Origin of the sequence: Dechloromonas sp. HYN0024, assembly GCF_003441615.1 — a bacterium.
GTDB lineage: Bacteria > Pseudomonadota > Gammaproteobacteria > Burkholderiales > Rhodocyclaceae > Azonexus.
Genome location: NZ_CP031842.1, coordinates 719,885 through 733,168, shown reverse-complemented (window position 1 = coordinate 733,168; position 13,284 = coordinate 719,885). Strand labels below are relative to the sequence as shown.

General features: G+C 59.4%; 15 protein-coding genes. 11 read left to right on the top strand and 4 right to left on the bottom strand.

Annotated elements, in window-relative coordinates; all coding sequences use genetic code 11:
* Positions 1-2 precede the first annotated feature (2 nt).
* From HYN24_RS03540 to fliR, 11 genes are all read left to right on the top strand, one after another.
* Complete coding sequence (locus tag HYN24_RS03540) at positions 3-713, top strand: flagellar assembly protein FliH (protein ID WP_117607989.1); 711 nt, start codon at positions 3-5, stop codon at positions 711-713.
* Entirely contained in the window at positions 710-2,113 is a 1,404-nt protein-coding gene (gene fliI / locus HYN24_RS03535) for a flagellar protein export ATPase FliI (RefSeq protein ID WP_371413225.1), read from the top strand. The genes HYN24_RS03540 and fliI overlap by 4 nt, the downstream gene beginning before the upstream one ends.
* Positions 2,114-2,116: 3 nt before the next feature.
* Entirely contained in the window at positions 2,117-2,572 is a 456-nt protein-coding gene (fliJ, locus tag HYN24_RS03530; protein WP_117607987.1) for a flagellar export protein FliJ, read from the top strand.
* Positions 2,573-2,630: 58 nt separating this feature from the next.
* Complete coding sequence (locus tag HYN24_RS03525) at positions 2,631-3,926, top strand: flagellar hook-length control protein FliK (protein WP_117607986.1); 1,296 nt, start codon at positions 2,631-2,633, stop codon at positions 3,924-3,926.
* Positions 3,927-3,960: 34 nt separating this feature from the next.
* A complete protein-coding gene (gene fliL, locus HYN24_RS03520) occupies positions 3,961-4,527 on the top strand; it encodes a flagellar basal body-associated protein FliL (RefSeq protein ID WP_117607985.1) in 567 nt (188 codons plus the stop codon).
* Between the two features lie 6 nt (positions 4,528-4,533).
* A complete protein-coding gene (fliM, locus tag HYN24_RS03515; RefSeq protein ID WP_117607984.1) occupies positions 4,534-5,550 on the top strand; it encodes a flagellar motor switch protein FliM in 1,017 nt (338 codons plus the stop codon).
* The gene (fliN, locus tag HYN24_RS03510) at positions 5,543-5,977 is read left to right on the top strand and encodes a flagellar motor switch protein FliN (RefSeq protein ID WP_117607983.1); all 435 of its coding nucleotides are present in this window, start codon (positions 5,543-5,545) and stop codon (positions 5,975-5,977) included. The genes fliM and fliN overlap by 8 nt, the downstream gene beginning before the upstream one ends.
* A 358-nt stretch (positions 5,978-6,335) precedes the next feature.
* On the top strand, positions 6,336-6,746 hold the full coding sequence (gene fliO / locus HYN24_RS03505; protein WP_240327722.1) for a flagellar biosynthetic protein FliO: 411 nt from the start codon (positions 6,336-6,338) through the stop codon (positions 6,744-6,746).
* 39 nt (positions 6,747-6,785) lie between these two features.
* Positions 6,786-7,484, top strand: a complete 699-nt coding sequence (gene fliP / locus HYN24_RS03500; protein ID WP_117607982.1) for a flagellar type III secretion system pore protein FliP — start codon at positions 6,786-6,788, stop codon at positions 7,482-7,484.
* The gene (gene fliQ, locus HYN24_RS03495; RefSeq protein WP_117607981.1) at positions 7,481-7,750 is read left to right on the top strand and encodes a flagellar biosynthesis protein FliQ; all 270 of its coding nucleotides are present in this window, start codon (positions 7,481-7,483) and stop codon (positions 7,748-7,750) included. The genes fliP and fliQ overlap by 4 nt, the downstream gene beginning before the upstream one ends.
* A 2-nt stretch (positions 7,751-7,752) precedes the next feature.
* Positions 7,753-8,538: a flagellar biosynthetic protein FliR gene (gene fliR / locus HYN24_RS03490; protein ID WP_117607980.1), complete on the top strand. Its 786-nt coding sequence runs from the start codon at positions 7,753-7,755 to the stop codon at positions 8,536-8,538.
* Here fliR and HYN24_RS03485 read toward each other — a convergent pair.
* From HYN24_RS03485 to flgJ, 4 genes are read right to left on the bottom strand one after another with little or no spacing between them, the layout of a single operon-like run.
* A complete protein-coding gene (locus HYN24_RS03485) occupies positions 8,532-8,990 on the bottom strand; it encodes a hypothetical protein (RefSeq protein WP_117607979.1) in 459 nt (152 codons plus the stop codon). The genes fliR and HYN24_RS03485 overlap by 7 nt on opposite strands.
* Positions 8,987-10,213 carry a flagellar hook-associated protein FlgL gene (gene flgL / locus HYN24_RS03480; protein ID WP_117607978.1) on the bottom strand — a complete coding sequence of 409 codons (1,227 nt, stop codon included), beginning with the start codon at positions 10,211-10,213 and terminating at the stop codon, positions 8,987-8,989. Before flgL ends, HYN24_RS03485 begins: the two co-directional genes overlap by 4 nt.
* 11 nt (positions 10,214-10,224) lie before the next feature.
* Positions 10,225-12,258, bottom strand: a complete 2,034-nt coding sequence (gene flgK, locus HYN24_RS03475; protein ID WP_117607977.1) for a flagellar hook-associated protein FlgK — start codon at positions 12,256-12,258, stop codon at positions 10,225-10,227.
* 60 nt (positions 12,259-12,318) lie between these two features.
* Positions 12,319-13,284, bottom strand: a complete 966-nt coding sequence (gene flgJ / locus HYN24_RS03470; protein WP_117607976.1) for a flagellar assembly peptidoglycan hydrolase FlgJ — start codon at positions 13,282-13,284, stop codon at positions 12,319-12,321.

The following is a 13,284-nucleotide window of genomic DNA, read 5'->3' as shown; positions in this document are numbered from 1 at the left end:
ACATGGCCGGCGTCATCCCGAAGGACAAACTGGGCGGCTTCCAACGCTGGAACATCGGATCGCTCGACGAGAATACCCAGGCACTTTCGGTCGCCGATACTGCCCCCCCGTCCATTGCCAGCGCATCCACCGTGCCGCAAGCAACCGAAGCACGGACCACGCACAGCCAAGCAACCCTCGATGAACTTCAGCGCAGCCACGAAGCGGCCCGAGCCGAGGGTTACAGCACCGGCTATCGCGAAGGTCTCGAAGCCGCCCAACAGGCGATGGCGATTACGGCCGCCGAAAGCTCGGCCCAGTTTGCCGAACTCCTCGGCAATCTGCACATCTCGCTGGCCCATCTCGACCAGCACATCGCCGAACAGCTTCTCGACCTCGCCCTCGAAGTAGCCGCCCAGGTCCTCCGCGGCACCATCCGCACGCGCCCCGAGCTGCTCTTGCCGGTTATTCGCGAAGCTGTCGCTGCCCTGCCCCTGCACCACGCCCACGTTATTCTCCGCATGAATCCGGCCGATAGCCCGTTGATTCGCGAACAGATTGGCGAACAACTCGCCCAGACCGGCACCCAGATCATTGATGACCCTGCCATTTCGCCCGGCGGCTGCCTGCTCACCGCTGGCACAAGCGAGATCGATGCAACCATCGAAACCCGCTGGAAGCGTGTTCTCGAATCAATCGGCACGACGCCTTCCGAATGGATGAACCAGCCTTGACCCACCTCCCCGACCACGTCGGGCGCTGGCAGCGTTTTCTTGAAGGCTGTCAGCTGGCCGCCTCATCAGCCCAGCCTCTGTGGCCGGCCGGCCATCTGACCCGGATCAATGGCCTGGTCATGGAAGCATCCGGCCTGAAACTGCCACTAGGCAGTTCCTGCTACGTATTCCCGGGAACGGGAGCGCCCATCGAAGCGGAGGTGGTTGGCTTCGCCGGCGAAAAGCTCTACCTGATGCCTTCCGATGACGTTTACGGGCTGGCACCCGGTGCCCGCGTTATCGCCTGCGATCCACCCAACCCCGCACCCCGCGTCGACTTTCCGCTCAAGTACAAGCGTCGCGCCATCGATCGCGCCAAGCAAGGGCCGGTCGGCGACGAACTCCTTGGCCGGGTGCTGGATGGCGTTGGCCGCCCCCTCGACAACAAGGGGCCGCTCCTGGCCACCAAAACGCGATCCCTGCAAAGCCGCCCGATCAACCCGATGACCCGGGCGGCCATCGAACACCCCCTCGATGTGGGCATTCGCTCGATCAACGCCTTGCTGACGGTCGGCCGGGGGCAGCGCATGGGCCTCTTTGCCGGCTCCGGCGTCGGCAAATCCGTGCTCCTCGGCATGATGGCCCGCTACACCGAGGCGGAAGTCATCGTCGTCGGGCTGATTGGCGAGCGTGGCCGCGAGGTCAAGGAGTTCATCGAACAGATCCTTGGCGAAGAAGGCATGCGCCGCGCCGTCGTCGTCGCCGCGCCGGCCGATACTGGCCCGCTGATGCGCCTGCAAGGGGCGGCCTACGCGACCAGTATTGCCGAACATTTCCGCGACCAGGGCAAACAGGTTCTCCTGATCATGGACTCGCTGACCCGTTATGCCATGGCGCAACGCGAAATTGCCCTGGCCATTGGCGAACCACCGGCGACACGCGGTTATCCGCCCTCGGTATTTGCCCGCCTGCCGCAACTGGTCGAGCGCGCTGGCAATGGCCCGGAAGGCGGCGGCTCGATGACCGCTTTCTACACCGTGCTAGCCGAAGGCGACGACCAGCAGGACCCGATTGCCGATGCTGCCCGCGCCATTCTCGACGGCCACATCGTGCTGTCACGCACCTTGGCCGACGCCGGTCACTACCCGGCAATCGACATCGAGCAATCGATCAGCCGGGCCATGGTTAACCTGATAGAACCGGCCCACCTCGACGAAATTCGCCGTTTCAAAGTGCTCTTCGCCCGCTACCAGCGCTCCCGCGACCTGATTTCAGTCGGCGCTTACTCACCCGGCTCCGATCCGGTCCTCGATCAGGCCATCAGTCTCTATCCGCGCATGGAAGCCTTCCTGCAGCAACAATTGACCGAGCAGGCCGATTTTGCCAGCAGCGTCGGCGCCCTGGGCGCGCTATTCCCCTAAACCATGGCCAACAAGTTTTCCTTGCAGCCTCTGCTTGATCTGATGCAGACCCGCACCGATGAAGCCACGCGGCAACTCGGCGTCCTCATTGCCGCCGAGCAAAGCGCCCGCAACCGCCTGCAGATGCTTGAAGACTACCGGGCCGAATATGCCGTCAAATTGCGCGATGCCTGTACCCAAGGGCTGACCCCCATGGCCCTGCGCAATTATCAGGACTTCCTGGCCCGGATCGATGATGCAATCAGCCAGCAAACGCTGGCCGTCAGCCATTCCGAACAGAACACGGCGAGCGGGCAGGAAAACTGGAAAGAACAGAACAAGCGCCTGAAAGCCATTGATACGCTGTCGCATCGACACGACCTCCGGGAAAAGGTCATCGATAACAAGCAGCAACAAAAAATCCAGGATGAACACACCGTCCGCAAATATGCCGTGCGCAGCGAAGAACAATCCGACTGAGACCAGGCACATGCCTTGCTTACTTTGATGTCAACTTCATGTACATCAAGGTCTGATCATGAGCATTACGACGATTCCCGGTTTGCCTGCTGCCATCGGTGGAAAATCAGCCTTACCCGGCACGGTCGACTCGCTTCTCGAAAGCGGCCTGCCACTCGACTTCGCAGCCCTTCTCGCCGAGCAGATTCCGACAGCAGGCCAGACAGACCCGACATTGCTAACCGGAGAAGCACCTGTGGCCGGACAGACAGCTGACATCCAGGCACTGGATGATTTGATCGCCAAAGTAAGCGCTGCGGTGAACACCGAACAAGGCACGCCCTTGCCGCCGGTCGATGACAAGCGTCCGATAGCCACGACACCAAGCCCCGCGGAAAGCGCCGCCAGCGTACTCGCCGCATTGTCTCCCGCCCCCAGGCAGCCCCAGGCCAGCGCGTCGGTGGCAGAAGCGGAGAACAAAAAGATGCCGGACGACAAGGCGCGGAAGGAAGCTGACGAGGCCGAACTGGTTCCGACCGACCCGAGCCTGGTCGCCCAATATCTCGCCCCACAGCTTGTCTCGCCGCTGCAGAACCGCCCTCAGCCGGGCGTTGCCGAGGAAAAGCCCAGCCCTGCCGATCAACTGGCGAAGGCGATCAGCCCCGGCGCTGCCGCCAAGGAAGGTCGCAAACCCCTGCTGGAAACAACCCGACCGGCAACCGTCGACACCCCGCCAGCCACACTTCCCGCCACCAGCCCGGCAACCGTCCCACTGGCCGAGCCGCGCATGACGCAGCGGTCAGAGACGGCAAATGCGGCAATTCTTGCCGGCGATGGCAATCCCGGCAACAGTGGCTACACCCCTGCCTTCACCAGCGCCCTCGCGGCCACCGGCACCTCGGCCACCGCGGCCTCGACTCCACCCAGTCAGCCAGCAGCGATCAGTACGCCCCTCAACGAACCAGGCTGGCCGCATGATTTTGGCAACCGCATCGTCTGGTTAGCCAAAAACGACCAGCAGGTCGCCCAGATCAACATCAACCCGCCGCAACTCGGTCCCGTGCAGATTTCCATATCGCTTAACGGCGACCAGGCCAGCGCGACTTTCGCTTCGCCGCACCCCGAGGTGCGCCAGGCCATTCAGGACTCACTACCGCAATTGCGGGAAATGTTTAGCACTGCCGGCATCAGTCTCGGTCAAGCCAATGTCGGCAGCCACATGCCCTCACAAAACCGTGAAGCATCTTATCAATTTGCCAATGAGGCCCGCTCCTCCGGGGAAAACGCTATACTTTCGCCCGATAGTCACGCAAGCTCAGCCCCGGCGGGAATTCCAATTCAACGGGGACGAGGTTTGGTCGACCTGTTCGCTTAGCCGGATCGTCATGATTGAGTAGAGGGGAAAGACAATGTCGAAGGATGCTGCCAAGCCAGCCGAAGAAGGGGCAGAAGCCCCCCCGAAAAAAAGCAAAAAGAAACTGATCATTATCCTCGCCGTCGTTCTCCTGCTCGTGCTGGGCGGTGGCGGCGCAGCCTTCATGCTGCTCAAGAAGGGCGATCACGCCGAAGACGAGGAATCGGCAGAGGAAACTGCCAAGCCGGCCAAAAAGAAGGACAAGAAGAAGGAAGTGCATCCGGTCTTTCTCAATCTGGAAACCTTCACCGTCAATCTCGTCCCCGAAACCGGCGACCAGTATCTCCAGGTCATGCTCACACTCGAAATCGAAGATGCGCTTGCAGAGCCGGAAGTCAAGGCCAAGATGCCCAGAATTCGCAATGATCTGACGCTGTTGCTGTCATCGAAAAAGGCGTCCGAACTATTGCCCAAGGAAGGCAAGGAAAAGCTGGCCGAAGAGCTCAAGGATGAAATCAACGCCATCATCGAGCCCCCGGTCAAGAGCAAGAAAGGAAAAGCCGCTGCCGCGCCTGAAGGCCCGGTCAAGGCGGTCCTGTTCACCTCATTCATTGTTCAATAAGGATCCATGGCGGGAGATTTCCTATCCCAGGACGAGGTTGACGCGCTACTCAAGGGCGTCACCGGCGAGACCGACGACCCGGAGGAACACGAGGGGGATGGCGGCGGGATACGTTCGTACAACCTCGGCACCCAGGAGCGAATTGTCCGTGGCCGGATGCCGACGCTGGAACTGGTCAACGAGCGTTTCGCCCGCTATCTGCGGATCGGCCTGTTCAACTACATGCATCGCAATGCCGAGATTTCAGTCGGCCCGATTCGTGTCCAGAAATACAGCGAGTTCATCCGCAACCTGGTCGTCCCGACCAACCTGAACCTGGTCATTGCCAAGCCCCTGCGCGGCACCGCGCTGTTCGTCTTTGACCCCAACCTGGTCTTTCTCGTCGTCGACAACATGTTCGGCGGCGACGGCCGCTTCCACACCCGGGTCGAAGGGCGCGATTTCACGGCCACCGAACAACGCATCATCCAGGGCCTGCTTGGCGTCGTGTTTGCCGAATACAGCAAATCCTGGAAGCCCGTCTACGACATCAACTTCGAATACATTCGCTCAGAAATGAATTCGCAGTTCGCCAATATCGCGACCCCATCCGAAATCGTCGTATCGACGACCTTCACCCTTGAATTCGGCGGCGCCACCGCAGACATGCACATCTGCTTCCCGTACTCGATGCTCGAACCGATTCGCGATCTGCTCTACAGCACCATGCAAAGCGATCAGTTGTCTACCGACAAGCGGTGGATCGGCACGCTGCGCAAGCAGTTGCAGGGGGCCGAAGTGGAAATCGTGGCGCATCTGGGTAAGGGCAAAATATCGCTGCGCGAAATTCTCAATCTCAAGGAGGGCGATGTCATCCCCCTCAATCTGACGCCTCGCATCGAAGCGCAGGTGGATAACGTCCCCTTGATGGAATGTACCTACGGTCAGCAAAATGGCCAATATGCACTTAAAGTCGAGCGCTTCATCAATGGAACGCCCGAAGCACCGCCCGGGGAACCGGTGATGGGAGAGAAAAATGGCTGACGACATCGAAAACATCGAAACCCCCGCCGAAGACACCGGCCAGATCAGCGAGGACGACTGGGCGGCCGCCATGGCCGAGCAAGCCCCGAGCGACATTGCGGCAACGGCCCAACCCGCCGACATCTTCCCGTCTTTCTCTGCGCCGGTCGGTCAGGGCGGGATCATGAACGAACTCGACATGATCCTCGACATCCCCGTCCAGATCACCGTCGAGCTTGGCCGCACCAAGATCACCATCAAGAACCTGCTGCAACTGGCCCACGGCTCGGTGGTCGAACTCGACGCCATGGCCGGCGAGCCGATGGATGTTCTGGTCAACGGCACGCTCATTGCCCAGGGTGAGGTAGTGGTGGTCAATGACAAATTCGGTATCCGCCTGACCGACATCATCACGCCGTCGGAGCGCATGCGTAAGCTCAACCGCTGAGTGGTCGGCTGCATCGCCGGCACCTGACTTGGGATGCGTGGCGAGTCGACCCGAGCAAAGCCAATTATCGGGTTTGGGGTCAAGCTTGAAACCCCAGTCGGCCGCTTCCCTCGCTCAGCCCTGTCGCACGCACACTAACAATAGCGCCTCCGAGATGAGTGACCATGGAGTGACTCCGCTACACGGCCGCTAGCACGTCTGGTCGAGCGACCGCCTTTCTCGCTCCTCCTTGCAGGCATGAGCCTGCTGCATCATCGCTTCGCACCGGCCATCCCGCCCAAACGCACCATCAGCTGTGTCCAACTAAGGTTTCAAGGTTTAAGATAGCGACCTGACTCATTCAGAACGCGACCCCGACTTGCTGCGCCTTTTCCTTCCCCTGCTACTACCGCTCTCCGCGTGGGGCAGCGACGCTGCCAACCCGGGCATTCCAGCGAGCACCTATGTCCAGGCAACGCTGGCCCTGCTCCTTATTCTCGGCCTGCTCTTCGGTACGGCCTGGGCGGCGCGCAAGCTGTCGGGCGGCAAGGGTTTCGGCCAGGGCGGCATGAAAATCGTCGGCGGCGTCGCCCTCGGCCCGCGTGAACGCATTGTCCTCGTCGAAGTCGGTGACAGCTGGCTGGTCATCGGCATTGTTCCCGGCCAGATCCGTACGCTGCATCAACTCCCCAAGGGCACCATGGCCGATGCCAACACAGTGGTCGGCAACACTGAAGCGCCCTTTGCGCAATGGCTGAAGAACATCAAGGAACGGCAGAACAATGCTTAGGCGCATCACCCTCGGGCTTGTCCTGCTCCTCCCCCGGTCATGGCGCTGGCTCAGGCTACTGGCGGCCTGCCTTCAGTCATCAGCACACCGAGCGGTAGTGGCGGAACCACCTACAGCCTGACCATCCAGACCCTCGTCCTGCTCACGGCGCTGACCTTCCTGCCAGCCGCCGTCCTGATGATGACCAGCTTCACCCGCATCATCATCGTCCTTTCCCTGCTCCGTCACGCGCTCGGCACCCAGACCTCGCCCCCCAACCAGATACTGGTTGGCCTAGCCCTTTTCCTGTCGTTTTTCATCATGTCGCCAACCCTCGACAGGGTCTATACCGAAGCATATCTGCCGCTCTCGGAAAACAAGATCAACATCGCACAGGCAGGTGAACGGGCTGCCGTGCCGATGCGCAGTTTCATGCTGAAACAGACCCGCGAAGCGGATATCGCCATGCTGGCCAGCGTCGCCCGCATCGACAAAATGGAAAAGCCGGACGACGTGCCTCTGCGCGTCCTGATCCCGGCGTTCGTCATCAGCGAACTGAAAACCGCCTTCCAGATCGGCTTCATCATATTCATTCCCTTCCTCATCATCGACATGGTGGTCGCCAGCCTGCTGATGTCGATGGGCATGATGATGATGTCCCCGGTCATGGTCGCCATGCCGTTCAAGCTAATGCTGTTTGTGCTGGTCGATGGCTGGCATCTGGTGATTGGCTCACTGGTCAAAAGCTTCAACCCATGACCCCCGGCATCGTCATGGAAATCGGCCGGCAGGCCCTTGAGGTCACGCTAATGATGGCCGCCCCTGCCCTGCTTTCCGCCCTCGTCGTCGGCCTCATTATCAGCATCTTTCAGGCAGCCACCCAGCTCAACGAAGCGACCTTGCAGTTTGTCCCGAAACTGGTCGTCATGTTTCTCGTCCTGATCCTCGTCGGCCCCTGGATGCTGCAATACATGATGGACTATATCCAGCGGCTGTTCGAGAGTATTCCGCAGCTGATCGGCTGACCATGCTGAGCATAACGACGGCACAACTTGATGCCTGGATTGTCGCCTTCACCTTTCCGCTGACTCGCATACTGGCTTTCATCGCCACCTCGCCGCTCTGGGGATCGGCCGGGATTCCCCGCCGGACCCGCCTGATTCTTGGGTTGTGTATCGCCATGGCGATTGCTCCTGCCCTGCCCCCCATGCCGGCCGTCGCCCCGGGCTCGCTGGCGGGCCTGTGGATCATGGGTCAGCAAATGCTTATCGGCATCGGCATGGGCTTTGCCGCCCGCATCGTTTTTGCCGCCATCGATCTGGCCGGCGAATTCATCGGCACCCAGATGGGACTCGGTTTCGCCACTTTCTATGACCCGATGAGTGCCTCGCAAACGCCAGTGATCGGCGAGTTTATCGGCCTCATCAGTTTTTTGCTCTTTCTATCGCTGAATGGCCACCTCATGTATGTCGCCACGCTGGCCCAGAGCTTTTATGCCATCCCAGTCAGCGCCACGCCGCTCGGGGCGGACAGCTGGCTCAATCTGGTCGAGCTCGGCACCAAGATGTTTTCGGTCGGTGTCCTGCTCTCGCTCCCCGTAGTCGTCGCGCTAATGATAACCAATCTGGCATTGGCCGTTCTGACGCGGGCGGCTCCACAGCTCAATATCTTTGCCCTGGGTTTCCCGCTGACGATGATTGGTGGCTTTGTCGCGCTGGCGGTCAGCATGAACTATCTAGCGACGCCGCTGCAGGGGCTCTACGAATATGCCCTCAGTGCCATATTGGGATTTGCCGTTCCGGCCGCTCAGTAGCCTTCATTAAGCCTGAACGAATCGGCATCCTGGCGCTGCACCAGACGGATGGTTCCCTCGGCAACGCGTCTGGCGCCGATGGTTTGCGAATCAATGCCTTCGGTGTATTCGAGAATCTGGTAGCTGCCAAATCCATTTTCGTATTGCAGCTGGCTGGCCCGTCGCTTCAGTATCTGCACTGACTCGCCAGCACCGCCGGTATGGTAGCGCTTCATCTTCATCGAAAAACGGTAGACATCCGGCGCCACTTTGGACTCCTCGATCTCCCAGTTGGGGGCAAGCGGATCGTAAATCAGGTAAATCGCGCCTACGACCACCCCTGCGGTCGCCAGCGAAGCGAGGCTGACGCTTTTTTTGGCCGTCAGCGCGATGGTCTGATTGGGAATCAGGGGCGAATTCCCGCAGCCAGCCAACAAGGCCGAGGCAATCAGCACCGCAGCAATTTTTTTCATAGGTAATTGAACAGGGTCATCTGACTGACCTGCTTGAACGACAATTGGGCTGCCTCAAGGACCATCTTGTTGTTGGCCATATCGGAGATCGCCTGGGTGTAATCGAGATCCTGAAGTTTGCTCAGATCAGTCTGATATTGCAGATCACGGTCCGCCCCGGCGGTGGTCAGATTCTCCAGTTCCAGGCGACGGGCACCAACCGACGTTTGCGCGGTGATCAGGTGATCGTAAACCTGGTCAAGGCTCTGGCGAATCTGGGTTATCTGGTTCTTGAAGGCCGCCTGAGTTGTCGGCGAGGTGGACACATTGGCACTGAGCGCCTTGATCATGCTATCCAGGGTAGTGAAGATATCCTGGTTGCTCGCCGGTTGAACAGTAAAGGTGTCGCCGGCAGCCGGGGTTCCGGAAATATTAATCTTGATCTGCTGGCCGACCGGTCCGAGCACGATATCCGAACCTGCCGTATAGACCTGGCCGGTTACTGGTGCAGCAGGCACGCCATTGGTTGTCACATCAAGGGTATAGACGCCGGGGGCCGTGAAAGTGAGCTTATAGGTACTGTCGTTATAGCCGGAAATTATGGACGATGAGCCGAGAATGCCGGTCCCGGCATTGGTCGCTCCGGCAGAAAATGAAAACTGTCCATTGCCCTGCCGAACATGCATGAAAACATCGCTGCCGGCCGCAGATACATCCATCACCCGGCCGGTATCGACCTGCAACTGACGCGTGCCATCATCACCATGGTAGTTGATGGTTCGGTTACCTGGGGTCCCCGACACGGCAAACGGCTGCGTTTCCGCCCGGAATCCCGCAAAGACATGCTGGCCCATCGCATCAGTAGTGTTGGCCAAGCCGAGCAACTGTTCGAAATCCTGACCAATCTCCGCTGCCAGCGCCACCCGCGCGGTATCGCTGATATTCGCGTTGTCAGCCTCGGCGGCTCTGACCATGACATTGGAGATGAGATCACTGGTGCTGCGCAACGTGCTTTCCAGACTGGCCAACTGGCTGGCGGCATTGCCCTGATTATCGACAAACTGGCTATTGACCGACTTTTTCTGGCTAATCACCACCGCTTGGGCGGCAGAAACCGGATCATCTGCCGGGGTCAGAATCCGCCGTCCGGTGGACATCTGGTTTTGCAGCCGGTACAACCCCGTCTGTAATTGCTGCAGGTTCTGGGTATTGGTATCAAACATCATCGAGGTGCTTATCCGCATGATGTTGCTCCTTAATTGGTGATGCCGAGAAGCGTGTCAAAGAGCTTCGAAGCAATATCGAGTGATTTAGCGGAGGCCTGATAGGCCTGCTGATAGCGGATAAGATTAGCCGCTTCTTCGTCGAGATTGACGCCGGAAACCGCCGAACGCGCCAGTAGATTCTGTTTGAGCAGGGCATTCTGGGATTCGCCGCTCACCTTGACCTGCCGGGTTACGGAACCGACACCGCTGACCAGACTGGCATAACTTCCCTGATAGGTTGCTTTGCCACCTTCCATCGTGCTCTGGGTCTGCAAGGCGGCCAGCTTGACTGCATTGCGGGAATCCGATATCCCATTCGTATTGGCGGCAATTGTGAAGGTATCGCCATTGGACGGAACGCCTGCAACGTCAATCGAAATGCCGTTATACGTGATGCGCGTCAGTTCCGACCCACCGTTCAAGCGATTGATCGAACCGGCGGCGATGTTCAGGCTGGTTCCATCGGCATAGGTTGCGCTCACCGTACCGGAGGCAGGAAATGTGAAGGTAAAGGCGCCGCTGCCCTGGCTATAGGAAAACGTATTCGGGACGTTAGCCAATGAGTAACCGGGGCTGACAATGCCCTGACCAAGCTTGAGGGTTCCGGTATTGCTCGTCCCCAGCGTTGTGATGCTCGGGGCACCGACAGCAATCCGCTTGACGTCGGCGGCGATGGTCGAATTCACCTGGAAGTTGCGGGCCGCATCGCGGGTTGGTTCGATCCGGTAATCGACACCGACGGTCGGGGCGCTTCCCCCGATACTGAACCCCTCGCCAACGATCAGGGCATTCAGTGCTGCGACACTGCCGGCCGAACCGGTGGCGGGGAAAACCTTGCCATCGGAAACACGCGTCAGCGTCATGGTGGTGGCCGAGGTCGCACGCAACACATAGTCGCTGCCGGTCAGACCGGTTTTGAAATTACCAGTAGCCGGATCACCGGTCGGGGCCAGAAAACTGGCCGTCACCACACTGGCGCCAACCGCCCCGACAAGCACCTTGGGCTGATTGAATTGAAAGAAATTTGCCTGGAATCCTGTCGTGGTCGAGGTCTGGTTGAGTCCTTCAAGATCCTGCCCCAATGCGTGCTGGGCATTGAAAGTCAAAGCCAGCGAAGCAGCGATCTGCCCAAGGGTGTTGGTCACATCATCCAGCGAGTTGCTCCGGAACTTCATGAGGCCACCCAGCGCCCCGCCTTCGACCAGGGATTCCGACAACTCCTGAACCACACCTGACTGCCCCTGCAAGCCAACCACCACCCGTTCCGGGTCGGTGCTGGAACTGATCGGAACGAGCTTGTTCACAATCGAGCCAACCACCAGTTGCTGACCATTGCCGATAAATACGTTGAAATTCCCGATCGAGTCCTCGACGGTGGTCACCCGCACGTGCTTATTCAGTTCCGCTACCAGTTGATCACGCATATCGAGCATATCGTTAGGCGTCTGGTCGGTCGATGCTTCGGCCCGCGTAATCTGTCCATTAACGTCGGCAAGCTGCTGGGCATAACCATTGATCAGCCCGATTTCACTCGAAATTTCACCATTGACACTATCGTAGAGATCACCAAGACGGGTCGACATCGCACTGAAACGCCCGGCCAGGGCCTGGGCTGAAGAAAGCATGCTCTGCCGTGCCGAGACGAGTGACGGATTGGCCGCCACCTGCTGCATGCCGGTAAAAAAATCCTGCATGGCCGGCGCCAGACCGGAACTCTGATCGCCCAGCATATTGTCGATCTGGCTCAACTTGGCGAGCTGCGTTTCCGATTCGGAAGCGGCAGTCTGGGCCGCAAAGGTCTGAACTGTCAGATATTTATCGTAAGCACGGCGCACCGTATCGACATTGGTGCCGCTACCAAAGTAGCCGGAGCCACTCAGTCGCGGGATACCCGCCGACTGCTGAATGTACTGGCGGCTATAGCCAGGCGTGTTGGCATTGGCAACGTTGTGCTGCGTAGCCTCAAGCCCCAGTTGCGCGGCATGGATCCCGGTGATCCCGATAGAAAGCATTCCAGTGCTCATGGCAATTCCTTTACTCGACTACTTTATTAACGGCCCGAAACCCGGAATATTGAGGGTGGATCAACCAACAAGGGCCTGGCGCAGGGTCGGGCCATTGATGATGCGCGAGAGTTTGTCGGCGTACATCGGATCAGTGGCATACCCTGCCTGTTGCATACGACGTGCAAACTCCGTGCCATCCTGTGACCCGATGACCCCGGTGTAGCGTGGGCTATTGCGCAGCAAATTGGCGTAGTCGCGAAAGCAGTCCTCATACGAGGCATAGGCCCTAAAACGCTCGACCACCTTGGTCGGCTGGCCATCGACATATTCGGTCGTCGCTGCCTCGACGGTATCGCCCGTCCAGCCCTTGCCAGCCTTGATGCCGAACAGGTTGAAACTGTTGGAGCCATCCGCCTTGCGCATCTCGGCCCGCCCCCAGCCGCTCTCTAGGGCTGAATGCCCAACCAGAAAGACAGGCGGGATGCCGGTTGAGCGTGAAGCTTCGACGGCATGCGGCCAGACCCGATTGACGAATTCACGTGACGAAGCCGGTGGTTCCTGAGTGGCCGCCGGAGCCGGTGCGGTCGTCGAGGCATTGGCTCCGTAGGATGCCGAGCTAGGCAAGCCGCTCAACACTGGACGGTGCTGCAGGTGGCTGCCATCGGAAACGGCAAGTGGCAAATCCTTGGCGGCAGCATTTGCCGCCCCCTGCAGGTCGGTCAGCCCCTTGGGGGTCCCCATATGCTGGCCGAGTTGCTGTTCGATCAAGCGGGCAAAGCCAATGCCACCCCGACTCGATGCCATGTTCTGTGCCATCTGCTGATCAAGCATGCCGGTATAGAAGCGCGACGAATCACTATTGAGCAGTCCATCCTGAGGCGTCGCATCGCGCATGCTCTTCATTACCATCTGCAGGAACATCGCCTCGAACTGCTGGGCCGCCGCCTTCAGGCCCTGCTTCGGATCCTTCTGAAACTGGGCGCGGATATCCTGAGAGCCCTGCACATCAAAGGCGGCGCGGTTAGGCGTATCCTGAATTTTCAT